Origin of the sequence: Allobosea sp. OAE752, assembly GCF_050433265.1 — a bacterium.
Classification (GTDB): domain Bacteria; phylum Pseudomonadota; class Alphaproteobacteria; order Rhizobiales; family Beijerinckiaceae; genus Allobosea; species Allobosea spartocytisi.
The window spans coordinates 330,806-352,682 of record NZ_JBNPXO010000003.1 but is presented as its reverse complement, the minus strand read 5'-3'; the positions used below and the strand labels follow the sequence as shown (position 1 = coordinate 352,682).

The 21,877-nt window shown below is 66.3% G+C and carries 21 protein-coding genes, 1 tRNA gene and 1 pseudogene; 17 read left to right on the top strand and 6 right to left on the bottom strand.

Annotated elements, in window-relative coordinates; all coding sequences use genetic code 11:
- Positions 1–151 precede the first annotated feature (151 nt).
- Positions 152–1,165 (top strand): LacI family DNA-binding transcriptional regulator, encoded by a 1,014-nt coding sequence (locus GGC47_RS10830; protein ID WP_370954617.1) that lies wholly within the window; start codon positions 152–154, stop codon positions 1,163–1,165.
- Between the two features lie 75 nt (positions 1,166–1,240).
- Positions 1,241–1,537 (top strand): annotated as a pseudogene (locus GGC47_RS10825) (IS3 family transposase); the annotation flags it as partial.
- Positions 1,538–1,568: 31 nt separating this feature from the next.
- Here the strand turns inward: GGC47_RS10825 and GGC47_RS10820 are convergent.
- Both GGC47_RS10820 and GGC47_RS10815 read right to left on the bottom strand, forming a co-directional pair.
- Positions 1,569–1,694, bottom strand: coding sequence for an Arm DNA-binding domain-containing protein (locus GGC47_RS10820; protein WP_370954616.1), 126 nt, complete (start codon positions 1,692–1,694; stop codon positions 1,569–1,571).
- 164 nt (positions 1,695–1,858) lie between these two features.
- Positions 1,859–1,943, bottom strand: a tRNA-Leu gene (locus GGC47_RS10815).
- 278 nt (positions 1,944–2,221) lie between these two features.
- Here GGC47_RS10815 and GGC47_RS10810 point away from each other — a divergent pair.
- Together GGC47_RS10810 and GGC47_RS10805 are read left to right on the top strand one after the other, a co-directional pair.
- Complete coding sequence (locus tag GGC47_RS10810) at positions 2,222–2,833, top strand: YqaA family protein (protein WP_113253678.1); 612 nt, start codon at positions 2,222–2,224, stop codon at positions 2,831–2,833.
- A 52-nt stretch (positions 2,834–2,885) separates the two neighbouring features.
- The gene (locus GGC47_RS10805) at positions 2,886–3,386 is read left to right on the top strand and encodes a disulfide bond formation protein B (RefSeq protein WP_210245669.1); all 501 of its coding nucleotides are present in this window, start codon (positions 2,886–2,888) and stop codon (positions 3,384–3,386) included.
- Between the two features lie 143 nt (positions 3,387–3,529).
- Here GGC47_RS10805 and GGC47_RS10800 read toward each other — a convergent pair whose 3' ends face one another.
- Entirely contained in the window at positions 3,530–4,402 is an 873-nt protein-coding gene (locus GGC47_RS10800; protein ID WP_038363658.1) for a MurR/RpiR family transcriptional regulator, read from the bottom strand.
- A gap of 92 nt (positions 4,403–4,494) precedes the next feature.
- Here GGC47_RS10800 and GGC47_RS10795 point away from each other — a divergent pair, with 92 nt between their 5' ends.
- The 6 genes from GGC47_RS10795 to GGC47_RS10770 all read left to right on the top strand — a co-directional run bounded on the left by GGC47_RS10795 (position 4,495) and on the right by GGC47_RS10770 (position 10,946).
- The gene (locus tag GGC47_RS10795) at positions 4,495–6,108 is read left to right on the top strand and encodes an ABC transporter substrate-binding protein (RefSeq protein WP_142022074.1); all 1,614 of its coding nucleotides are present in this window, start codon (positions 4,495–4,497) and stop codon (positions 6,106–6,108) included.
- 84 nt (positions 6,109–6,192) lie between these two features.
- The gene (locus GGC47_RS10790) at positions 6,193–7,170 is read left to right on the top strand and encodes an ABC transporter permease (RefSeq protein ID WP_142022073.1); all 978 of its coding nucleotides are present in this window, start codon (positions 6,193–6,195) and stop codon (positions 7,168–7,170) included.
- Positions 7,167–8,075: an ABC transporter permease gene (locus GGC47_RS10785; protein ID WP_142022072.1), complete on the top strand. Its 909-nt coding sequence runs from the start codon at positions 7,167–7,169 to the stop codon at positions 8,073–8,075. The genes GGC47_RS10790 and GGC47_RS10785 overlap by 4 nt, the downstream gene beginning before the upstream one ends.
- Complete coding sequence (locus GGC47_RS10780) at positions 8,072–9,052, top strand: ABC transporter ATP-binding protein (protein WP_142022071.1); 981 nt, start codon at positions 8,072–8,074, stop codon at positions 9,050–9,052. The genes GGC47_RS10785 and GGC47_RS10780 overlap by 4 nt, the downstream gene beginning before the upstream one ends.
- Positions 9,049–10,080: an ABC transporter ATP-binding protein gene (locus GGC47_RS10775; protein ID WP_142022070.1), complete on the top strand. Its 1,032-nt coding sequence runs from the start codon at positions 9,049–9,051 to the stop codon at positions 10,078–10,080. Before GGC47_RS10780 ends, GGC47_RS10775 begins: the two co-directional genes overlap by 4 nt.
- Positions 10,077–10,946 carry an alpha/beta hydrolase gene (locus GGC47_RS10770; RefSeq protein ID WP_142022069.1) on the top strand — a complete coding sequence of 290 codons (870 nt, stop codon included), beginning with the start codon at positions 10,077–10,079 and terminating at the stop codon, positions 10,944–10,946. Before GGC47_RS10775 ends, GGC47_RS10770 begins: the two co-directional genes overlap by 4 nt.
- 67 nt (positions 10,947–11,013) lie before the next feature.
- On the opposite strand, the gene GGC47_RS10765 is transcribed toward GGC47_RS10770, so the two are convergent.
- On the bottom strand, positions 11,014–12,051 hold the full coding sequence (locus tag GGC47_RS10765) for a substrate-binding domain-containing protein (RefSeq protein WP_051988111.1): 1,038 nt from the start codon (positions 12,049–12,051) through the stop codon (positions 11,014–11,016).
- A 169-nt stretch (positions 12,052–12,220) separates the two neighbouring features.
- On the opposite strand from GGC47_RS10765, the gene GGC47_RS10760 reads away from it, so the two are divergent.
- From GGC47_RS10760 to GGC47_RS10730, 7 genes are all read left to right on the top strand, one after another.
- Positions 12,221–13,483, top strand: a complete 1,263-nt coding sequence (locus GGC47_RS10760) for an extracellular solute-binding protein (RefSeq protein ID WP_142022182.1) — start codon at positions 12,221–12,223, stop codon at positions 13,481–13,483.
- A gap of 11 nt (positions 13,484–13,494) precedes the next feature.
- A complete protein-coding gene (locus GGC47_RS10755) occupies positions 13,495–14,424 on the top strand; it encodes a carbohydrate ABC transporter permease (protein ID WP_142022068.1) in 930 nt (309 codons plus the stop codon).
- A 1-nt stretch (position 14,425) separates the two neighbouring features.
- A complete protein-coding gene (locus tag GGC47_RS10750) occupies positions 14,426–15,277 on the top strand; it encodes a carbohydrate ABC transporter permease (RefSeq protein WP_038363673.1) in 852 nt (283 codons plus the stop codon).
- Positions 15,278–15,280: 3 nt separating this feature from the next.
- Positions 15,281–16,789: an argininosuccinate lyase gene (locus tag GGC47_RS10745; RefSeq protein WP_142022067.1), complete on the top strand. Its 1,509-nt coding sequence runs from the start codon at positions 15,281–15,283 to the stop codon at positions 16,787–16,789.
- Positions 16,789–17,880 carry an ABC transporter ATP-binding protein gene (locus GGC47_RS10740; protein ID WP_429068115.1) on the top strand — a complete coding sequence of 364 codons (1,092 nt, stop codon included), beginning with the start codon at positions 16,789–16,791 and terminating at the stop codon, positions 17,878–17,880. The genes GGC47_RS10745 and GGC47_RS10740 overlap by 1 nt, the downstream gene beginning before the upstream one ends.
- A 106-nt stretch (positions 17,881–17,986) precedes the next feature.
- Positions 17,987–19,375 (top strand): NfeD family protein, encoded by a 1,389-nt coding sequence (locus tag GGC47_RS10735; RefSeq protein ID WP_142022066.1) that lies wholly within the window; start codon positions 17,987–17,989, stop codon positions 19,373–19,375.
- A complete protein-coding gene (locus tag GGC47_RS10730) occupies positions 19,372–20,145 on the top strand; it encodes a slipin family protein (RefSeq protein ID WP_142022065.1) in 774 nt (257 codons plus the stop codon). Before GGC47_RS10735 ends, GGC47_RS10730 begins: the two co-directional genes overlap by 4 nt.
- A gap of 10 nt (positions 20,146–20,155) precedes the next feature.
- Here GGC47_RS10730 and GGC47_RS10725 read toward each other — a convergent pair whose 3' ends face one another.
- Both GGC47_RS10725 and GGC47_RS10720 read right to left on the bottom strand, forming a co-directional pair.
- Entirely contained in the window at positions 20,156–20,713 is a 558-nt protein-coding gene (locus GGC47_RS10725; RefSeq protein ID WP_038364399.1) for an HNH endonuclease, read from the bottom strand.
- Between the two features lie 207 nt (positions 20,714–20,920).
- Positions 20,921–21,805, bottom strand: a complete 885-nt coding sequence (locus tag GGC47_RS10720; RefSeq protein ID WP_038363715.1) for a 3-hydroxybutyryl-CoA dehydrogenase — start codon at positions 21,803–21,805, stop codon at positions 20,921–20,923.
- Between the last annotated feature and the right edge of the window lie 72 nt (positions 21,806–21,877).

Sequence of the window (21,877 nt, the reverse complement as noted above, 5' to 3'; positions counted from 1 at the left end):
GTTATCTCAATCGAAGCGTCAAGCCTGCTTGCACCGATTGACGCATGGTGTCGCTTTGCGGCGTTTCGGCACATTCATGCGGAAAAATCTTATGCTTTTGGCGAAAGAGAAGTCTCTGGAAAAAGATATCGTTATCGTGAGATAAGACGACATGGACATGAAACCCACCTTGCGGTCGCCGACGATCATCGATGTCGCCACGGCGGCCGGCGTCTCGCCGATGACCGTGTCGCGCGTGCTCAACGGCCGTGGCGGCGCCGGCGAGGAAACACGCCAGCGCGTGCTGGAAACGGCCCAGGCGCTGAATTACCGCCCCAACGCTTTCGCCCAAAGCCTGAAGAGCGATCGCTCGCATACGGTGGGCATCGTGGTGCCGGATATCGTCAACCCGTTCTTTCCCGAGATCATCCGCGGCGCCGAGCTTGTGGCGCGGCCGGCCGGTTACACGCTGCTGTCCTGCAACGTGATCGAGGATCCGGAGCGCGAGGAGGAGGTGCTCAGGACGCTGCTCGACAAGCGCGTCGACGGGGTCATCATCTGCAGCGCCCGCCTCGACGAGGAGCGGCTCCTGCGCGCGATCGCGCCGCACCGGGCCGTGGTGCTGATCAACCGCACGGCCGCCAAGCGCCATGCCGGCACCATCGAGGTCGATTATCGTGCCGGTGTCGAGGCCGCCGTAGCGCAGCTTGTCGCCCAGGGGCGGCGGCGCTTCGGCTTTGCGGCCGGACTGGCTTCGTCGCATGGCGGGCGCAAGCGGCGGGAGGGCATCGAGGCGGCTTTGGCGCGCCATGGCCTCTCCCTCGCCTTCGACATGCCCTGCTCACCGGACCTGCAGGGCGGGGCCGACATCGCCGCCCGACTCCTGCCCGAGGCCGGGCAGCTCGACGCCATCATCTGCTACAACGATCTGATCGCGCTCGGGCTGATGAAGCCACTCGAGCGTGCGGGCGTCAAAGTGCCGGACGATATTGCCATCGTCGGCTGCGACGACATTCCGGCAGCGTCGCTGGTCTCTCCGGCCCTGACCACGCTGAGGATCGCCAAACAGGACCTGGGCGAGATGGCGATGCAGATGCTGCTCGACCGGATCGCCGGCCGCAACGCCCAGCAAGGCATCGTCATCGAACCCGACCTGATCTGGCGGGCGACGACACCGACCCTATGAAGACCCTTGAGGATGAGAACGCCCGCCTCAAGAAGCTGCTGGCCGAACAGCTGCTCGACAACGCGATCCTGAAGGGTGTCGCCGCAAAAAAATGGTGACGCCCGATGCGAACGGAAGGCGGTGGCTCATGCCTGCACGGTGCACGCAGTGAGCCAGCGTCGGGCGTGCCTGGCCTTGACGATCGACCGCTCGACGGTGCGCTACACGAGCGCCCGCCCGGACGATGCCCTGTTGTGCGAGGCGATGAAGGCCGTGGCGGAAGAGCGCCGGCGGTTCGGCTGTCGCAGGATCCACATCATGCTGGACCGTCAGGGCATCGTGATGAACCAGAAGAAGCTGCAGCGGCTCTATCGCGAGGAGAAGCTGCAGGTGCGCCGGCGCGGCGGCCGGGTCCTTGCCGTCGCTAGGCAAGGCGCAAGAGCTTCCCGCCCTTTGGTTCGATCCAGAGTTGAAGGCCGCCGCCATCCGAGAGCTTCACAGTGGTCTCCTGCGGCTTGGCGTTCCGAATTGCGACGTCTGTCAGCGGCATGTGTTAGCCTGAAAAAGTCAGCCTGTTGGCCTTGGCGCTCCAAAAGGCCAACAATTCTTGCGGTTATCAACGAAAGCGGGGGAAGCCCAGTGAACACCGGCTCGTTGATATTGCGAGATTTTCTCAGGAAGGCGAAGGCTGACGAACCTTGGCGAATAAGCTTTTGGTGCCCCTGGCCGGGATCGAACCAGCACTCCTTGCGGAACTCGATTTTGAGTCGAGCGCGTCTACCAATTCCGCCACAGGGGCCCCGACGGGCCGGCGGACTATAGCGATCGATCGATACCGGTCAATCGCCGCGGCGACGCAGCCGAGAGGTTTTTCGGTCCCGGCGCAAGATGGCGATGTTTCGGCCTGCCGAAGCCGTTGCGTCACCGGCCGACGCATGCTCTAGAGCCGGATGATTTCAGAGGGCACCACAAGGCGATCCCATCCGAAATCTGAATCCGTCTCTCACCAGGGAGTTAGAGCAGGATTATCGCGAAAAAACCGGTTCCCGCTTTTTCGCATCCTGCTCCAGAGCCGCCATGCTGAAGCGCCTCTACGAATGGACCATGTCGCTCGCCGCCCGCCCCCGGGCCGAGCTGTGGCTCGCGGTCGTCGCTTTCGTCGAAAGCTCGTTCTTCCTGATCCCGGCCGATGTGCTGTTCGTGCCGATGGCGCTGGCGCGGCCGATGCGGGCCTATCGGCTGGCCTTCATCGCGACGCTGTTCTCGGTGCTGGGCGGCATCATGGGCTACGCCATCGGCTATTATGCCTTCGAGGCGCTGGCGAAGCCGGTGCTCGCCTTCTACGGCAAGCTCGATGCCTTCGACACTCTGCGCGCCTGCGCCGGCCCCGACACGACGCTGATCCTGCTGACGACCTCGGGGCTGGCCCATCTGCCGCCGATCAAGGTGGTGACGATCCTGGCCGGCGCGGTCCATATCGGGCTGACCTTCTTCGTCGTCTCCTGCATCCTTGCCCGCGGGGCGCGCTTCTTTGCGCTCGCCTTCCTGCTTAGGCGCTATGGCGACACGATCCGCCACTTCATCGAACGTCGCCTGAAAGTGATCGCCGTCGTCGCGGCCGCCGTGCTGATTCTGCTTTATTTCGGCCTCAAGCTGGTCGCAGGGTCGGGACAGCTTCTGTCCTGCTGAGCCGACGCCCATGACCAGTTCCACTTTCGAGACCGTCCCCGACCGGAGCCGGATGCTGACGCCGCTGCGGCTCATCGGCGCGATCGGCCTCATCAGCGCCGCGCTGATCGCCGGTGCCTGGTATTTCCAGCTCGTGCTCGGGCTGGTGCCGTGCAAGCTCTGCCTTGAACAGCGCGTGCCGCATTACGCCGCCATCGGCCTCGCGCTCGCGGCGCTGTTGCTGGCCCGCTCAGCGCGGCTGCAATGGCTGGCGCTGCTGGCGCTGGCGGTGCTGATGGCCTGGAGCGCCGGGCTCGGCGTCTATCATTCCGGCGTGGAATGGGGCTGGTTCCTGGGGCCGAGCGATTGCGGTGGCGGCTCTTCCGCTGCGGCCGGCGTCCAGGACTTCATGAAGCAGTTGCAGAGCGTGCGCGTGGTCTCCTGCGGCGAGGCGGCGTGGCGCTTTCTCGGCCTGTCGCTTGCTGGCTGGAACGCCGTGGTTTCGGCCGGGCTCTTCCTGCTCGCGGTCTTCGGGCTGACGCGACGCGCCCAGATCGCGGGTCCGGCGCGGTAGCCTCTTTTCCGAAAACCACTTTCCGCTTTTCGGGCCGGGCTCTAGAGCATTTCCGCGTTTCTCTGAAACGCGGAAATGCTCTAGCTCCTTGTTTTTCTGCATTTTCTTCACGCGAACCGGCATCCACTTCGCTCGAAAATGCTCTAGCGAAAGAAGGTCCAGAGCAGGCTCTCGCTCAGTTCCTTGAGCGCCTCGACCGCGTCCGGCCGTTCGCGCGCGACGGCCGCGATCAGCGCATCCGCCAGGGCAAAGACCGCGGTCGGCGAATTGGGCAGGAGATGGCTGCGGGCGGGGGCGAAGAGCGTGACGTCGGCGATCGGCGTCAATGGCGAGGTCGGGCTGTCGGTGAGCGCGAGCACCCGGGCGCCGCGCTTCTTGGCGAAGCTCGCGAGATCCAGGGTCGCGCGGGAGTAGCGCGGCACCGAGATCGCCACGACGAGATCGTCGGGGCCCGCCGACATCATGTGCCGGATGGCGCGCTCAGGCCCGGTGCGGGATGAGGCGAAGATGACATTGGCGTCGAGATAGAGCGCCAGCCCGTCCTCGAGGAAGGACGCGACATGGTGGCTCGCGCCGGACGCCGCGATGAAGACGCGCGGCGCCTTCAGCAGCAGTTCCACCGCCCGCGTCACGGCGTCTTCCGAGAGCCCGTCGCGCGCTGCCTGGAGGTTTCCGGCCTGATCGGCAAGCGCGGTCGCGAAGGTGGCGAAGCTCGAGCCGGCCTCGGCGCGGGCGCCGGCGAAGCTGTCGACCGGGGCATGGGCGAATTTCAGCGCCGCCGAGAGCGCGCCGCGAAACTCGCCATAGCCGCCATAGCCGAGCGCCCGGACGAAGCGCGTCACCGTGGCGTTGGAGGTGCCGCTGCCTTCCGCCAGCCCCTCGATGGTCATGGTGGCGACGTCGAGCGGATGCTGCAGCACGAAATCGGCCGCACGGCGATGGCCGCTGCTGAGCGACGGGTAGATCTGCGCGATCCGGTTCGAGAGATCCGTCGACGGCTTCAAGCCCTGGGACATGTGCCTCCGACCGGTTGACGTTCAAAAATTTTCATGTTTGCTACTCGACGAAAATAAACCTGTCAAAACGACAAGCGGGAGCGGTTATCGTCATGCGCACATCCTTGTTCCGCGCGGCCCTTGCGGTTGCGTGCCTGTCCACCACGGCGGTCTCCGCGCAAACCCTGCGCATTGCGCTGGCCTCCGAGCCGACGGCTGTCGATCCGCATTATCACGACCTCACGCCGAACAATGCGCTGGCGCAGCATATCTTCGATTCGCTCGTCAGCCAGGACGCGCAGCAGAAGCTGCATCCGAGCCTCGCGGCTTCGTGGGAGAACGACGGCAAGAACCGCTGGACCTTCAAGCTGCGCGACGGCGTGAAATTCTCCAACGGCAAGCCCTTCACGTCCGAGGATGTGGTCTTCACCTTCTGCCGCACGCTGAAGAACGAGACCAAGGTCTCGGATTCCTTCGCAGACGTCACCGGCAATTTCGCGGCCGTCGAGGCGCCCGATCCGCAGACGCTGGTGATCACCACCACCAATCCCGAGCCGCTGCTGCCGAACCTGCTTTCGGCGCTCCCCATCCTCTCGGCCTCCATCGTCGAGCACGGCCCGATCAGCTACGACGTCGCCAAGAACTGCGGCGTCACCGGTGCTTGGCCGACGGTCAGCGGCTTCAATGACGGCACGCTCGCCATCGGGACCGGCCCCTACAAGCTCAAGTCCTATGTGCGGGGATCGGCGATCGAGCTCGAGCGCAACCCGAGCTATTGGGGCAAGGCCGAGCCCTGGGCGACGGTCCGCCTGCTGCCGGTGACCAATGCCGGCCCGCGTCTCGCCGGGCTGCTCGCTGGCGACTATGACGTGATCGAGAACCCGGCGGCGCGCGACCTCGGCCGGATCAAGGACGACAAGCGCTTCGGCCATGTCATCACGCCCTCGACGCGCGTCGTCTATTTCCAGCTCGACGTCGCCCGCGACCAGAGCCCCTTCGTCAAGTCGGAGGACGGCAAGAACCCGCTCAAGGACCTGCGCGTCCGCAAGGCGATGTCGCTGGCCATCGACCGCGACGCCATCGTCAAGCGCATCATGGACGGCGCGGCCGAGCCGGCCTACCAGTACCTGCCGACCGGCATGTTCGGCACGCAGGCCAAGCCGGAGAAGCTGGCCTATGACCCGGCGCAAGCGAAGAAGCTGCTGGCCGAAGCCGGCTATGCCAAGGGCTTCCAGCTCACGCTCTCGACCACCAACGACCGCTACATCAACGACAGCCAGATCACCCAGGCCGTCGCGCAGTACCTGACCCAGGTCGGGATCAAGGCCGAGGTCGATGCGATGACGCGGGCGATCTACTTCCCGCGCCGCGCCAAGAAGGAATTCTCGGTCGCGATCGGCGGCTGGGGCTCCGGCACCGGCGAGGCGGCCTCCTTCCTGCGGCAGTGGCCGCCGACCCCGAACGAGGCCAAGACGCTCGGCGGCTCGAATTATGGCGGCTACAAGAACGACCAGTTCGACAAGGTCATCCGCGAGGCCGTCACCACGCTCGACGACGCCAAGCGCGACCAGCTCCTGCAGGAAGCCGGCAAGCTCGTCCTCGCCGACTACGCCTTCATCCCGATCCATTTCGAGAGCGGCATCTGGGCCTTCAAGTCCGAGCTCGACGTCACGGGCCGCGCCGACCAGTACATGCTGGCGATGTCGGTCAAGCCGAAGGCCAAGTAAGCCGCCGGCCGACAGGCCATCGACAAGCCGGGCCGCCTCTTTCAGGGCGGCCCGCGAACCATTGAGCGGAGCCGGTCGAGCATCATGACCGCCTATGTCCTGCAGCGACTGATCCAGAGCGTGCTCGTGCTGCTCGCGGTCTCGGTCGTGGTGTTCTTCGCCGTCTACGGTATCGGCGACCCCGTCGAACTGCTCGTCTCGCCATCGGCCAGCGCGGCCGAGCGCGAGGCGCTGGTCCGGCGCCTTGGCCTCGACCTGCCGGTCTGGCAGCAATATTTCGTCTTCATGGGCAATGCGCTCAAGGGCGATCTCGGCCGTTCTTTCGTGCATGGCGTGCCGGCGATCGAGCTCATTCTCGGGCGCCTGCCGGCGACCTTCGAACTCGTCCTGCTCTCTATGACGCTGGCCATCGTCACCGGCGTGCCGCTCGGGCTCTATGCCGGGCTCGACCAGGACAGCCGGCCCTCGCGCATCATCATGGGCGCCACCGTCCTCGGCTTCTCGCTGCCGAGCTTCTGGAAGGGCATGATGCTGATCCTGCTCTTCGCGGTGGTCCTTCACTGGCTGCCGACGGCCGGGCGCGGCGAGACGGTCTCGGTCCTGGGCATCCGGACCAGCCTCGTGACCTGGGACGGGCTCGTCCATCTCGCCTTGCCCGCGATCAACCTCGCCATTCCCCAGATCGCGCTGATGACCCGCCTCGTCGCGGCCGGCACGAGCGAGGCGATGACGCAGGACTACGTCAAATATGCCCGCGCCAAGGGCGTCAGACCGCGCCGCGTCGTCGGGCGGCACGTGCTGCGCAACATCCTGATCCCGGTCGTCACCGTCGTCGGCATCGAGTTCGGCAGTCTCGTCGCCTTCTCGACCATCACCGAGACGGTCTTCGCCTGGCCCGGCATGGGCAAGCTCCTGATCGACTCGGTCTACCAGCTCGATCGGCCGGTGGTCGTCGCCTATGTGCTCTTGGCGACGCTGCTCTTCGTCACCGTGAACTTCCTCGTCGACATCCTCTATGCCGCGCTCGATCCGCGTGTGAAGCTGACCGGAGAGATGGCATGAGCGCCCCAGCGAAAGCTCCCGCCGTCCCGGCCTATGCCGACACGCCGCTGCGCGAGAAGGTGCTGCGCCGCATCCGCAGCCGGCCGACGACGCGCGGCGCCGCGATCCTGCTCGGCATCATGGTTGCGCTGGCCCTGCTCGCCCCGGTCATCGCGCCGCAGAACCCGCATGACCTCGCCTCGCTCAGCGTGATGGACAACCGCCTGCCGCCGGGGGATGCCGGCATGAACGGCATGACCTATTGGCTCGGCACGGATTCGCAGGGCCGCGACATGCTGAGCGCGATCCTCTACGGACTACGCACCAGCCTGATGGTCGGACTCATCGCGACGCTGGGCGCGCTCTTCATCGGTATCTCGGCCGGGCTCGTGGCGGCGCAGTTCGGCGGTGTGGTCGATGCCGTGATCATGCGCGTCGTCGATTTCATGCTCGGCTTCCCCTCGATTCTGATCGCGCTCGTGCTGCTCGCCTCGATCGGGCGCGGGGTCGACAAGGTCATCCTCGCCATCGTCCTGGTGCAATGGGCGCAATATGCCCGGCTGATGCGCGCCTCCGCCTTGGTCGAGCGGCGCAAGGAATATATCGAGGCCGCGCTCAATTTCGGCCTGCCGACCCGGCACATCATGATCGCGCATCTGCTGCCGAACTCGGTCGGCTCGGTGCTGGTCGTCGCCTCGATCAGCATCGCTGGGGCGATCACGCTGGAGGCGACGCTCTCCTTCCTCGGCGTCGGCGTGCCGGTGACGCAGCCTTCGCTCGGCCTGCTCATCGCCAATGGCTTCGAGTTCCTGCTCTCCGGCGAATACTGGATCGCGGTCTTCCCCGGTATCGCGCTGGTGCTGCTGATCGGCTCGCTCAACCTCGTCGGCGACCGGCTGCGCCGCAGCTTCAACGTGCGCTCATGAGTGAACCCTTGCTCGATGTCCGCGGCTTGCGGACCGTCTTCCACGCGCTCGACGGCGCCTGGCCCGCCGTCGACGGCGTCGATCTCAGCGTCTCGCGCGGCGAGGTGCTAGGCTTGGTCGGCGAATCCGGCTCCGGCAAGTCCGTGACCGGCTTCTCGCTGGTGCGCCTGATCGATCCGCCGGGCGAGATCGTCGCCGGCACGGTGAGCTTCGGCGGCGAGGATCTGCGTGCGGCTTCCGAGGAGCGTCTGCGGAGCCTCCGCGGCGACCGCATCGCCATGATCTTCCAGGACCCGCTGATGACGCTGAACCCGGTGCTCAGCATCGGCGAGCAGATGAGCGAGGCGATTCTGGAGCATCGCGATTGCAGCCGCGAGGAAGCGCTCAGTGAAGCCGCCAAGGCGCTCGCCCGCGTCGGCATCTCCTCGCCGGAAGCGCGGCTCAAGCAATTCCCGCACGAATTCTCCGGCGGCATGCGCCAGCGCGTCGCGATCGCGACCGCTTTGCTCAATGCGCCCGACCTGATCATCGCCGACGAGCCGACGACGGCGCTCGACGTCACCATCCAGAGCCAAATCCTGTTCGAGGTGCAGAAGCTCGCCCGCGAGACCGGGACGGCGGTGCTCTGGATCACGCATGACCTCGCCGTGGTGGCCGAGCTCGCTGACCGGGTGGCGGTGATGTATGCCGGCCGCGTCGTTGAGATTGGGCCGGTCGACGAAGTGCTCGATGCACCGCGCCATCCCTATACGCTCGGCCTGCTCCATTCCTCGGCCGCCAACGTTCTGCCTGGCGAGCGGCTGAACCAGATCGACGGCGTCGCGCCGCGCATCGACGCCCGCCCGAGCGGCTGCCCGTTCCGCCCGCGCTGCCCGCGCGTCCAGCCGGTCTGTGCCATCAGTGACCCCGAGACGACAGGCGAGGGGGCGCATCGCTTCCGCTGCCACAATCCGGTGCCGGTGGGAGAAGCGGCATGAGTGCCCCGACCAGCGCCCAGAGCGACGCCCCGATCATCGAGCTCAAGGGCATCACCAAGCATTTCCGCCGCAAGCCGACGCTGGCGGAGCGCATCCTGATGGCGACCGGGCGCGGCAAGGCGCCACCGGTGCTGCGCGCCGTCGACGGCATCGATCTCAGCGTCAAGCGCGGCGAGGTGCTCGGCCTCGTCGGGGAATCCGGCTGTGGCAAGTCCACGCTGGCGCGTGTCGTCACCGGCATCCTGAAGCCGACGACCGGCGAGGTCGTTTACGAGCAACGGCCGGTGGTGGGGCTCAAGGGCAAGGAGCGGCTCGATTTCCTGCTGAAGGTCCAGATGATCTTCCAGGACCCTTACGCTTCGCTCGACCCGCGCATGAAGGTCAGCCGCATCGTCGGCGAGGCGCTCAGCGTTCACAAGCTGCTGCCGAAGGCGGAGATCGATGGGGCGGTCGACCAGGCGTTGAGCGAGGTCGGGCTCGATCTCGCCTATCGCGAGCGCTATCCGCACCAGTTCTCGGGCGGACAGCGCCAGCGTATCGGCATCGCGCGAGCTCTTGCCGTGAAGCCGGATTTCCTGGTCTGCGACGAGCCGGTCTCGGCGCTCGACGTCTCGATCCAGGCGCAGGTCATCAACCTGTTCATGGATGTGCGCGAACGCCATGGCCTGACCTATCTCTTCGTCAGCCATGATCTCGGCCTCGTCCGCCATATCAGCGACCGCGTCGCGATCATGTATCTCGGCCGCATCGTCGAGGTCGGCACGGCGGCTGAGATCTTCGCCGAGCCGGCGCATCCCTATAGCGCAGCGCTGATCGCGGCGATTCCGTCAGCAGCGCGGCGCAAGCGCGCCTTCCAGCCGCTCAAGGGTGAGTTGCCCTCGCCATTGGCGCCGCCGCCGGGCTGTCCGTTCCATCCGCGCTGCGAGCAGGCCATGCCCGTCTGCCGCGAAGTCCGGCCGAAGCTCATCGAGATCGCGCCCGGCCGCAGCGCCGCCTGCCATCTGCACAAGGCTCCGGAGGCCGCATGATCACCACCACCCTCAACCCGGCGGTCGGCCGGGGCGAGCTGCCCTTCGTCGATGGCTTCCATCCCGGCCGGCCACTCGTGGTGAACTTCTATCGGCCGGCGGGTCACCGGCCGAACGATCCGGTCATCGTCGTGCAGCACGGCATGCTGCGCAATGGCGACGATTACCGCGATTTCTGGATCGATGCGGCCGAGAAGCACAACCTGCTGATCGTCGCGCCGACCTTTCCCGACGAGGCGTTCCCCAAGGCCGAGAGCTACAATAACGGTCTTGTCGTTTCGGAGGACGGGACCATCGCTCCGCGCGGGCAGTGGCTCTACACCGTGCCGGAACGCGTGCTCGACGCGCTGCGTGCCGGCGGCGCGATCGACAGCCCCGTCATCCGCATCTTCGGCCATTCGGCCGGCGGCCAGTTCGTGCATCGCATGCTGGCGATCGAGGGCGGCGAGCTCTTCGCGGCGGCGATGGCCTCCAATCCGGGCTGGTACACTTTGCCCACACTGGAACGCCGCTTCCCGGAAGGGCTCGGCGGGCTCGGGCTCGACCGGGAGGCGCTGGCGCGCTGGCTCGCCTATCCGATGATCCTCTTCGCCGGCGATCAGGACATCGTCACCGACGACCCCAACCTGCCGGCGCAGCCCGAGGCGCTGGCGCAGGGACCGCATCGCTACGGCCGCGCCCATTTCATGCTGGACTTCGCGCGGGCCGAAGCCGCGCGGCTCGGCACCGCCTGCAACTGGAGCCTCATCACGGTGGCAGGTGTCGGCCATGACGGGGCTGCGATGTCGCGCGCGGCCGCGGCCTACTGGTTCGAGGGCCGGATACCGGAAGTCGAAGAACTGAAGCCTCAAGGCGCGGTGGCCTGAGCCTTCGGGTCGGTAGAGCCGGGCGCCTCGGTGCCCGGCCGTCGCGAGCGCCGGGCGATGTCGGCCTCTACGGCTCTGGTCTCGCCAATGCGACGGAATCGCGCAGGACGAGCTCGAAGGGCATGATCTTGCGGATGGGTCCGGGGACCTTCCCCTCGATCAGGTCGATCAGGATGAGCGCAAGCTCCTCGCCTGCGCTGCGGATCGAGGTCGCTGTCGCCGTCAGCGACGGCACGAAGTCGGCCGCGCTGAAGCCTCTGACGCCGTCGTCGTGGCACACCACCGATACGTCGATGCCGACCTTCAGCCCGTGCTCGCCCAGGGCGCGATAGACGCCGCGCGCCTGGAAAACCGAACCGCACAGGAAGGCGGTCGGCCGTTTCGCATCGGAAAGCCGACGCATCGCGGTCTCGTAGCCCGTCGCTTCGGTCATCGAGACGAACTCGATCGCATCCGGCGGCGGGGTCAGCCCGCGCGCGGCGAAGGCACGCCGGAAGCTCGCCGCGCGCGCCGCGACATAGCGGAACTGCGCGAGGCCGTTGATCGCGACGATGTGCCGATGCCCGTAATCGAGGAGCAGGGTCGTCAGGCGCTCGAAGGCGTTGTCATTGTCCGTGTCGACGAAGGAATAGGGCTCCTCCACCTCGCTGCGCCCATGCACGACGAAGGGCAGGCGAAGCTCGTTCAGCAGGGCGATGCGGGGATCGTCGACAAGGGGGCGCGTGATGATGATGCCGTCGACCGCCTTCGACGAGGCGAGCCGGCGCAGGACGGCGGCCTCGTCGCCCTGGAAAGGAGACAGCAGCAAATTGTAGTTGCGGCTGGTGATGGCGGTCGAGATGCCCGCCAGCACATCGACGAAATTGGTCTCGGGCAGTTGCAGGCGCTCGAGCGGAAAGGACAGCCCGATCGTCTCGGCCCGGCCGAGCGCGAGGCTGCGGGCACGCGCATTCGGCCGATAGCCGGCCGCCTCGGCCGCCGAGACGACGCGCAGGCGGGTCGTCTCGGGAATGCCGGGATGGGCCCGCAAGGCGCGGCTCACGGTGGATTGCGACAGACCGAGCTGCAGGGCGAGCGTCTTCAGATCGGCGGCATTCTTGTGCAAGCGCTTGCTTTCATCATGCGGCAAGGTGTCAGTCGCTTGCCGGGTACTTGCCAGAAATAGCCCATATCAGGGCCGGTTGACAAATCCACGCATCTCCGTAGCATGCAAGCGCTTGCATAATACACTGGCAAACAGTGATGCTCCCGGGAGGATGCCCCAGATGAATTTCATGAAGGTCGCCCGCCGATCGTTTCTGGCCTCTGCGCTGGCGCTCGGCGTCTTCGCCGCCGGCTCCGGCCGCGCGCAGGCCGTCGAGATCCAGTACTGGCAATACGTCTTCGACACCCGCGTCCAGGCGATGACTGAGCTGATCAAGCAGTTCGAGGCCGAGAACCCCGGCATCACCGTCAAGCAGGTCACCTTCCCCTATGCCGACTACCAGACGCGCCTGATCGCGGCCAAGGCGGCCGGGCGCGGCCCGGAGGTGATGCAGCTCTTCTATGGCTGGCTCGACACCTTCATCGCCGGCAAGCTGGTCCAGCCGCTGCCGCAGACGGCCTTCAAGAATGCCGAGATCGAGCGCGATTTCTTCCCGATCGTCTCGGCGATGAAGCGCGGCGACCAGTATTACGGCTTGCCGACGGCCGTGCGCTCCATGGCCTTGTTCTACAACAAGGACCTGTTCCAGAAGGCCGGCCTCGACCCGGAAAAGCCGCCGCGGACGCTGGACGAGTTCGTCGCGGCCGCCAAGGCGATCGCCAAGCGCGACGCGGCCGGGAATTTCCAGCAGGTCGGCATCGCGCTCGACATCGCCCGGCAGGACCATAACTGGTGGCGCGAGATCCTGGTGCGCCAGTATGGCGGCGAATCCTATTCCGCCGATGGCAGCAAGGTCGCCTACAACACCGAGGCCGGAGAAAAGGCGCTCGCCTTCTACACCGGCCTGCAGAAGGTGCACCGTGTCGGCCAGGAGAGCTTCATGGACGAGGGCCAGGCGGCCTTCCGTGCGGGCCTCGCCGGCATGGTGGTGGACGGCACCTTCCGCGTCGCCTCCTACAAGACGATCCAGAGCTTCAAATGGGGCGTGGTCGAGCTGCCGACCCACGACGGCAAGAAGGCCAATTTCGGCAGCTATTTCGCCAATGCCATCGGCGCTTCGGCGGCGGGCGAGAAGCTCGCGGCGGCCGAGAAGTTCATGGCCTTCATCTCCTCCGAGAAGGCGATGAACATCTGGCTGGAGAAGGTCGGCGAATTGCCGGCCCGGCGCGTCGTCGCGCTGACGGAGGCCAATATCAAGGACCCGATCTACGGCCCCTTCATCCGCGGGCTCGACTATGCGGCGACGCCGCCGATGGTCGACGAGGCGGCCCAGCGCCAGGTCTCGATCGACATGATCAACGCCGTGCTGCTGAAGGACACGCCGATCAAGGACGCGCTGAATGCGGCGGCCACGCGTGAGCAGGCCATCCTCGACAAGTTCAAGGCCAAATAAGAGGCCCGCGCATGTCCGTGACATTATCGCCCCGGAGCGCCGGCGCCAGCGGGGTCTGGGCGCGGCTGTCGATTTCGACGAAGCAGATCGTCTGGGCCTGGACCTTCCTCGCCCTGCCGGTGCTGTTCTTCGCCATCGTCCGCTTCTACCCGACGCTGGAAGGCTTCTACCTGTCGACGACCGACTGGGATTTGCTGAACGAGGCGCGCTTCGTCGGCCTCGACAATTATCGCAAGCTCTTCGCCGATCCGGTGTTCTGGCAGGTTTTCCGCAACACCTTCGCCTATCTCGTCTTCGGCACGCCGATCGCGATCCTGCTCTCCTTCGCCATCGCCTATTATCTCGACCGGGTGACCTTCCTGCACGGGCTGATCCGGGCGCTCTACTTCCTGCCCTATCTCACGACGGCGGCGGCGATGGCCTGGGTCTGGCGCTGGTTCTACCAGCCGCCGCCGATCGGCGTGATCAACAGCATTCTCGGCTCCGTCGGCATCCCGGCCCAGCCCTTCCTGCGCTCGATCGACCAGGCGCTGCCGGCGATCATGCTGACCGCGATCTGGGCGCATCTCGGCTTCCAGATCATCATCTTCATGGCGGGTCTGCGCGCCATTCCGACGAGCTATTACGAGGCGGCGCGCATCGACGGGCTGGGGGAGGGGGCGATCCTGACCCGCATCACCATCCCGCTCCTGAAGCCGACCACCGTCTTCCTGGTCGTGTTCTCGTCGATCGGCTTCCTGCGGATCTTCGACCAGGTCTACAACATGACCAGCAACGACCCCGGCGGGCCGCTCAACTCGACCAAGCCGCTGGTGCTGATGATCTACCAGACGGCCTTTTCCTCCTACCAGATGGGCTATGCCGCGGCCCAGACCGTCGTGCTGTTCGTGATCCTGTTCTCGATTTCGATGGCGCAGCTCTGGATCCTGAGGAGCCGCTGAGATGAGCGAGAGCGCAAAGCCCTCCTACGCCTATGGCAGCACCATCCGCCCCGGCCGGATCGTCGCCTGGACGATCCTCTTCCTCGGCGGCATCGTCATGATGACGCCGCTGCTCTTCATGTTCTCGACATCGCTCAAGACGGCCGGCCATGTCTACGATCTGCGGCTGATCCCCGAGCAGCCGACGCTCGCCAACTACGTCAAGGTCCTGTCCGACGGGCGCTTCGTCCGCTGGTTCCTGAACTCGACGCTGATCGCGACGATCGTCACGCTGTCCTGTCTGTTCTTCGACAGCCTCGTCGCCTACACGCTGGCGAAATTCGACTTTCCCGGCCGCCGCCTGGTTTTCCTGGCGATCCTGTCGACGCTGATGATCCCGACCGAGATGCTGGTCATTCCCTGGTATCTGATGGCGAGCAAGCTCGGCTGGATCGACACCTATTGGGGCATCATGTTCCCGGGGCTGGTCACCGCCTTCGGCGTCTTCCTGATGCGGCAATTCTTCGAGACGGTGCCGAACGATTTCCTCGAGGCGGCCCGCGTCGATGGCCTCAACGAATTCGCGATCTGGTGGAAGGTGGCGCTGCCGCTGGTCACGCCCGCGCTCTCGGCACTGGCGATCTTCACCTTCCTCGGCAATTGGACAGCCTTCTTCTGGCCGCTGATCGTCACCACTGACCCGTCGCTCTACACGCTGCCGGTCGGCCTTTCGAGTTTCGCCGTCGAGCAGTCGATCCAGTGGGAGTTGATCATGACGGGGGCGGCGCTCGCCACCATCCCGACGCTGGCGATCTTCCTGTTCTTCCAACGCTACATCGTACGCGGCGTCATGCTCGCCGGGGTCAAAGGCTAGGCTATGGGTTCCTTACAGACCAACGACCGATCGCGCTTTCCCGATCCGGTCTATCGCGAGACCGTGCTGAGGCCGCTCTTCGACGGCGCGCGCCACCACCATGCCGGGGCGCTGCGCCGGATCGACCGCGCCCATCTCGTCATGCTGGTCGAAACCGGCATTCTCGACGCCGGCCAGGGCGCGGCGATCGCCCGCGCGCTGCTGGCGATGGAGCGCGAGATCGACCCCGCCGCGCTCGCCTATGGCGGGGATGTCGAGGATTACTTCTTCTACATGGAGCGCGAGTTGAAGGCGCGCGCCGGGACCGATATCGGCGGGCGGCTGCACACGGCGCGCTCGCGCAACGACATCGACCACACCTTCCTCAAGCTCGACCTGCTGCCGCGCATCGACCGGCTGCTCGCGGCCTGCCGACAATTGCTGGCGGCGCTGATCGAGACCGCCACGCGCGACCGCGACGTGCTGATCGTCGCCTATACCCATGGCCAGCCGGCCCAGCCGACGACCTATGGGCATTATCTCGCAGCGATCATCGAGATCCTGATCCGCGACATCGAGCGGATCGAGGCCGCGCGCGGCATCGTCGATCTCTGCCCGCTCGGCGCGGCCGCGATCACCACTTCGGGCTTTCCGATCGACCGGCAGCGCGTGGCCGACCTTCTCGGCTTTGCCGCGCCACTGCAGAACTCCTATTCCTGCATCGCCGCGACCGACTACCTGACCTCGATCTACAGCGCGGTCTCGCTGCTGTTCCTGCATCTTGGCCGGCCGGTCCAGGATTTCCAGTTCTGGTCGAGCTTCGAGGTCGGGCAGCTCTATCTGCCGAACGCCTTCGTGCAGATCTCCTCGATCATGCCGCAGAAGCGCAATCCGGTGCCGTTCGAGCATCTGCGCCATCTCTCGGGCCAGGCGGTTGGGCGTGCCCGTGCCGTGGTCGACGTGATGCACAACACCCCCTTCACCGACATGACCGACAGCGAGTCCGAGACCCATGAGATGGGTTATCAGGCGATCGATGTCGGGCTTCGCGTCCTCGACCTGCTGACCGCGACGATCCGCGCCGGGCAGATCGACCCGGACCGGGTCGCGGTCAATCTCAGCCGCTCCTGCGCCACGATCACCGAGCTTGCCGACTGGCTGGTGCGCAGCGAGGGGCTGTCCTTCCGGCTCGGCCACGAGATTGCCGCCGATGTCGCCCGGGCCGTCGTGGCCATGGCCGGCGATTTGCCGACCGACGGCTATCCGGCCTTCACCACGGCTTTCGAGCACCATGTCGGGCGCAAGCCGGCGGCGGATGCGGCCGAATTCGCCCGGATGGTCTCGCCGGAGCATTTCGTCGCGGTTCGCGACCGCTTCGGCGGCCCGGCGCCGGCAGCGCTCGATGCCGCCTTTGCCGGCTATCGCGAGGCGCTCGATGGATTCGACCGGCACGCGACGGACATCGCCCAACGGCAAAGCGCCGCGGCCGCCGAGCTCGAACGCCGCGTTCACGAGATCGCAAAGGGTGGATGATGGCACGCATCGAGCTGGAGCAGATCGTCAAGCGCTATGGCAGCATCACCACGGTCCACGGCATCGACCTGACGATCGATGACGGCGAGTTCGTCGTGCTCGTCGGCCCCTCGGGCTGCGGCAAGTCGACGACGCTGCGCATGATCGCCGGGCTGGAGGCGATTTCGGGCGGGACGCTGCGCATCGGCGGGCAGGTGGTCAATGACCGCGAGCCCAAGCACCGCAACATCGCGATGGTCTTCCAGAACTACGCGATCTACCCGCATCTGACCGTGGCGCAGAATATCGGCTTCGGGCTCTACACCTCCAAGCTCTCCAAGGCCGAGAAGCAGGCCCGGATCCGCGAGACGGCGAAGACCCTGAGCCTGGAGCCCTATCTCGAACGGCGCCCCGCCGCGCTCTCCGGCGGGCAGCGGCAGCGCGTGGCGATCGGCCGGGCGATGGTGCGCGATCCCGTCGCCTTCCTCTTCGACGAGCCGCTCTCGAACCTCGACGCCCAGCTGCGCGGCCAGATGCGGCTGGAGATCAAGCAGCTCCACCAGCGGCTCGGCAGCACCATCGTCTTCGTCACCCATGATCAGGTCGAGGCGATGTCGCTTGCCGACCGGATCGTCGTGATGCGCGACGGCCGCATCCTGCAGGTCGGCGCGCCGATGGATCTCTACAACCGGCCGGCGGACATCTTCACCGCGCGCTTCATCGGCACGCCGGAGATGAACATGATCGACGGGATTGTCGCCGACGGCCATGTGGAGCTGGAGGCCAATGCCGCTGCCGTCGATCTTTCCGGCCTCGGCGGCTTGCCGCGCGGTGTCGAGGCCGGCCAGCCCATCGTTCTCGGCGTCAGGCCGCAGGAGCTGCATCTGCTTACCGGCGGGCGCGGCGACCTCCCCATTCGGATCGAAGGCAGGGTCCGGGTGGCCGAGCCGCACGGCTCCGAAACCTTCGTCCTGCTCGACTTGCCGGCCGGCCAGCTGGTTGCCCGCGCGCCCTCGACGGTCTCGTTCAAGCCCGGCGATGCGGTCGCCTTCGGGGCCGAGGCGAACAGCCTGCGGGTCTTCGACAAGCGGACGGAGAAGCTCGTCAACTGAGCCCGCGCAGACCGACGCCAGCGAGGCATTGGCCGTTCCGCCGCCGTTGCCGGCCTCATGGATTTCGCAGGAATCCACCCCATATGGATTCCACGGAGTTCTGAGCGTGAGACTCGCGCGGGTGGCCCTTTTCGCGGCGGCCGTCGCGGCCGCGGCGATCCTCTCCTCCTTCTCTCCCGCGCAAACGGTGGCGGGCAGGGTCGCTTTGAGTGTCGCGATCGACGGCGCCATCGGTCCGGCAAGCTCCCGCCAGCTCAAGCGGGCGCTGAACGTCGCTGCCGAGCGGAAGGTCGCGGTCCTCATCCTGCAGTTGAACACGCCGGGCGGGCTGGTCACCTCGATGCGCGAGATGATCGCCGACATCCTGGCCTCTCCCGTTCCCGTCATCGGCTATGTCGCTCCGGCGGGGGGCCATGCGGCGAGCGCCGGCACCTACATCCTCTACGCCACCCATGTCGCGGCGATGGCACCCGGCACCAATCTCGGGGCCGCCACCCCGGTGCAGATCGGCGGGCTGCCCTCGCTTCCCGGCGGCGAGAAGGATAACGGCCCGGGCGGCATCGGGAAGGACACCGGCGCGCGGGCGCCCGTCGATGCCATGACGACCAAGGTCACCAATGACGCGGTCGCGCTGATCCGCTCGCTTGCCGAGTTGCGCGGGCGCAATGGCGACTGGGGCGAAAAGGCCGTGCGCGAGGGGGCGAGCCTCTCGGCCAGCGCAGCGCTCGATCAGCGTGTCATCGACTTCGTCGCCCGCGACACGGCCGAACTCCTGCAACTGGCCGATGGCCGCACCGTCGAGGTGGCCGGCAAGAAGGAGGTTCTGGCCACGAAGGGCCTGGCCGTCGAGACGCTGGAGCCCGGCTGGTTCATCCGGCTTCTCGCCGTCATCACCAACCCGAACACCGCCGTCATCCTCATGCTGGTCGGCTTCTATGGCCTCGTCTTCGAATTCGTCAGCCCCGGCGCGGTGGCGCCCGGTGTCGTCGGAGCCATCTGCCTCGTGCTCGGCCTCTACGCGCTCGATCAGCTGCCGATCAACTATACCGGGCTGGCCCTGATGCTGCTCGGCGTTGCCTTCCTCATCATCGAGACCTTCAATCCGACGGTCGTGCTGGGGCTCGGCGGCGCAGCCGCCTTCCTGCTCGGCTCCACCATGCTGCTTCAGACCGAAGGGCCGGGCTTCGGCGTGTCCTGGGCCGTCATCGGCCCCGCCGCTGCGCTCAGCCTGGCACTCGCCCTGCTTGCCGGAACCTATTTCTGGACGGCGCGTCGCAATCCGCCGCGCATCGGCGGCGAGGCCATGCGCGGCCTTGCCGTGGACGTCCTCGACTGGAACGGCGGCGAGGGCCATGTGCTGGCGCTCGGCGAACGCTGGCGGGCGAAGGCCGACGAGCCCATCGCACCGGGGGGCAGCGCGGAGGTGACCGCCGTCAGCGGCCTCGTGCTGACAGTGCGGCGGCGCGATGCGGCAAATGACGGAGCAAAGCGATGATCGTCAGTTATGTGGCCTATCTGATCATAGCGCTGCTGGCAGCGCTGTTCCTGTCGGCTGCGATCCGCATCCTGAGGGAATATGAGCGCGGCGTGGTCTTCACGCTCGGCCGCTTCACCGGGGTCAAGGGGCCGGGCCTCATCATCCTCGTCCCGTTCGTCCAGCAGATGGTGCGCGTGGACCTGCGCGTCGTGGTGCAGGACGTGCCGCCGCAGGATGTCATCTCGCGCGACAACGTCTCGGTGAAGGTCAATGCAGTGCTCTATTTCCGCATTGTCGATGCCGAGCGCGCGATCATCCAGGTCGAGGATTTCATGACGGCCACCAACCAGCTGGCGCAGACGACTTTGCGCTCGGTGCTCGGCAAGCATGAGCTCGACGAGATGCTGGCTGAGCGCGACAGGCTCAACAGCGACATCCAGGAGATTCTCGACCAGCGCACCGATGCCTGGGGCATCAAGGTCTCCAATGTCGAGATCAAGCATGTCGATCTCAACGAGAGCATGGTCCGCGCCATCGCCAAGCAGGCCGAGGCGGAGCGGCTGCGGCGGGCCAAGGTGATCAACGCCGATGGCGAGCAGCAGGCGGCGGCAAAGCTGGTCGAGGCGGGACGCATGCTGGCGGCCGAGCCGCAAGCCATGCAACTGCGCTATTTCGAAGCCCTGCACGACATCGCCGGCGAGCGCACCTCGACGGTGGTGTTCCCCTTGCCGATGGATTTGCTGAGGCAGTTCCTGCAGCAGCCGGGCGATGATGGAGGGGCGCGATGAAGGATGCGGCTTACGGCTCCAGCTCGGAATCCCAGTAGAGATAGTCGAGCCAGCTCTCATGCAGGTAGTTCGGCGGGAAGAGCTTGCCGTTGCGATGGAGGTCGTTGACCGTCGGCGCATAGGGCTTCTGGGCCGGGAACATCTCGACATAGGCCGGCATCTTGTCGCCCTTGCGCAGGTTGCAGGGCGAGCAGGCCGCGACGACGTTCTCCCAGGTGGTGAGCCCGCCCTTCGAGCGCGGCACGACATGGTCGAAGGTCAGCTCGTCGCGCGTGCCGCAATATTGGCAGGCGAAGCGGTCACGCAGGAAGACGTTGAAGCGGGTGAAGGCCGGTGTCCGCGATGGCTTGATGTAGCTCTTCAGCGAGACGACCGAGGGCAGCCGCATGTCGAAGCTCGGACTGCGGACCACCGTATCGTATTCCGAGACGATGTTGACGCGGTCCATGAAGACCGCCTTGATCGCGTCCTGCCAGCTCCAGAGAGATAGCGGATAGTAGCTCAGTGGCCGAAAATCGGCATTGAGGACGAGAGCCGGACAGCCGTCCGGCGACGCCATCGGATGCATCACATGCGCCGTCAAACCCGTCGCACCTCCGCTTCGTCAGCGGGACGAATCCCGCCTGACGATCAATGTAAGCGCGAGACGACAGGAATGTGAAGGAACTTGTTGCGGGTGCGACATGCCTGCGCGTGACCGAGAGGCATTTCCCCTCGCCATGGCGGGCAGGGAAACCCGCCATCTTCGCGGCGCAGGAGGTGCCGCAAGGCTCGCTCAGCGGGTCGGGACGGGTTTCTCGCCGCGATAATCGTAGAATCCGCGCTTGGTCTTGCGGCCGAGCCAGCCGGCCTCGACATATTTCACCAACAGCGGGCAGGGGCGATATTTCGAGTCGGCGAGACCGTCATGCAGCACCTGCATCACCGACAGACAGGTGTCGAGGCCGATAAAGTCGGCGAGCTGGAGCGGCCCCATCGGATGGTTGGCGCCGAGCCGCATGGCGACGTCGATCGCCTCGACCGAGCCGACGCCCTCATAGAGCGTGTAGACGGCTTCGTTGATCATCGGCAGCAGGATGCGGTTGACGATGAAGGCCGGGAAATCCTCCGACACCGAAGCCGTCTTGTGCAGCTTGCCGACGAAGTCCTTGGCGAGCTCGAAAGTGCCGTCATCGGTGGCGATGCCGCGAATCAGCTCGACGAGCTGCATCAGCGGCACCGGGTTCATGAAATGAATGCCGATGAAGTGCTCGGGCCGGTCGGTCGCGGCCGCGAGCCGGGTGATCGAGATCGAGGAGGTGTTGGAGGCCAGGATCGCCTTCGGCCGCAAATGCGGACAGACGGCGGTGAAGATCTTGCGCTTGACCTCCTCGTTCTCGGTCGCGGCCTCGATGACGAGGTCGCACTCGCCGAGATTCTCCAGCCCCGGGGCCGCCTCGATCCGGCCGATGGCCGCGCGGCGCTCGTCCTCGGCAAGCGCGCCTTTCATCACCTGACGCGCCATGTTGCCGTCGATCGTCGCCAGCGCCGCATTGATGCGCTCCTCGGCGAGGTCGTGCAGCTTCACGTCGAACCCGGCCACCGCCGCCACATGGGCGATGCCGTTGCCCATCTGGCCCGCCCCGATGATGCCGATCTTCCTGATCGCCTGGTCCGACATGATCCGATCCCGATATCTTTCCCGCTCCCCGCGGGAGCGAACGGGCCGCCCATGGGGGCGGCCCGGCACGTT

Bases quoted from the DNA above. Each gene is read 5' to 3' on its own strand.
- GGC47_RS10775 (WP_142022070.1), top strand. From the start codon at position 9,049: ATGAGTGCCCCGACCAGCGCCCAGAGCGACGCCCCGATCATCGAGCTC.
- GGC47_RS10785 (WP_142022072.1), top strand. From the start codon at position 7,167: ATGAGCGCCCCAGCGAAAGCTCCCGCCGTCCCGGCCTATGCCGACACG.
- GGC47_RS10755 (WP_142022068.1), top strand. From the start codon at position 13,495: ATGTCCGTGACATTATCGCCCCGGAGCGCCGGCGCCAGCGGGGTCTGG.
- GGC47_RS10725 (WP_038364399.1), bottom strand. From the start codon at position 20,713: ATGCATCCGATGGCGTCGCCGGACGGCTGTCCGGCTCTCGTCCTCAAT.
- GGC47_RS10745 (WP_142022067.1), top strand. From the start codon at position 15,281: ATGGGTTCCTTACAGACCAACGACCGATCGCGCTTTCCCGATCCGGTC.
- GGC47_RS10795 (WP_142022074.1), top strand. From the start codon at position 4,495: ATGCGCACATCCTTGTTCCGCGCGGCCCTTGCGGTTGCGTGCCTGTCC.
- GGC47_RS10790 (WP_142022073.1), top strand. From the start codon at position 6,193: ATGACCGCCTATGTCCTGCAGCGACTGATCCAGAGCGTGCTCGTGCTG.
- GGC47_RS10730 (WP_142022065.1), top strand. From the start codon at position 19,372: ATGATCGTCAGTTATGTGGCCTATCTGATCATAGCGCTGCTGGCAGCG.
- GGC47_RS10770 (WP_142022069.1), top strand. From the start codon at position 10,077: ATGATCACCACCACCCTCAACCCGGCGGTCGGCCGGGGCGAGCTGCCC.
- GGC47_RS10720 (WP_038363715.1), bottom strand. From the start codon at position 21,805: ATGTCGGACCAGGCGATCAGGAAGATCGGCATCATCGGGGCGGGCCAG.
- GGC47_RS10805 (WP_210245669.1), top strand. From the start codon at position 2,886: ATGCTGACGCCGCTGCGGCTCATCGGCGCGATCGGCCTCATCAGCGCC.
- GGC47_RS10750 (WP_038363673.1), top strand. From the start codon at position 14,426: ATGAGCGAGAGCGCAAAGCCCTCCTACGCCTATGGCAGCACCATCCGC.
- GGC47_RS10760 (WP_142022182.1), top strand. From the start codon at position 12,221: ATGAAGGTCGCCCGCCGATCGTTTCTGGCCTCTGCGCTGGCGCTCGGC.
- GGC47_RS10800 (WP_038363658.1), bottom strand. From the start codon at position 4,402: ATGTCCCAGGGCTTGAAGCCGTCGACGGATCTCTCGAACCGGATCGCG.
- GGC47_RS10810 (WP_113253678.1), top strand. From the start codon at position 2,222: ATGCTGAAGCGCCTCTACGAATGGACCATGTCGCTCGCCGCCCGCCCC.
- GGC47_RS10740 (WP_429068115.1), top strand. From the start codon at position 16,789: ATGGCACGCATCGAGCTGGAGCAGATCGTCAAGCGCTATGGCAGCATC.
- GGC47_RS10780 (WP_142022071.1), top strand. From the start codon at position 8,072: ATGAGTGAACCCTTGCTCGATGTCCGCGGCTTGCGGACCGTCTTCCAC.
- GGC47_RS10830 (WP_370954617.1), top strand. From the start codon at position 152: ATGGACATGAAACCCACCTTGCGGTCGCCGACGATCATCGATGTCGCC.
- GGC47_RS10820 (WP_370954616.1), bottom strand. From the start codon at position 1,694: ATGCCGCTGACAGACGTCGCAATTCGGAACGCCAAGCCGCAGGAGACC.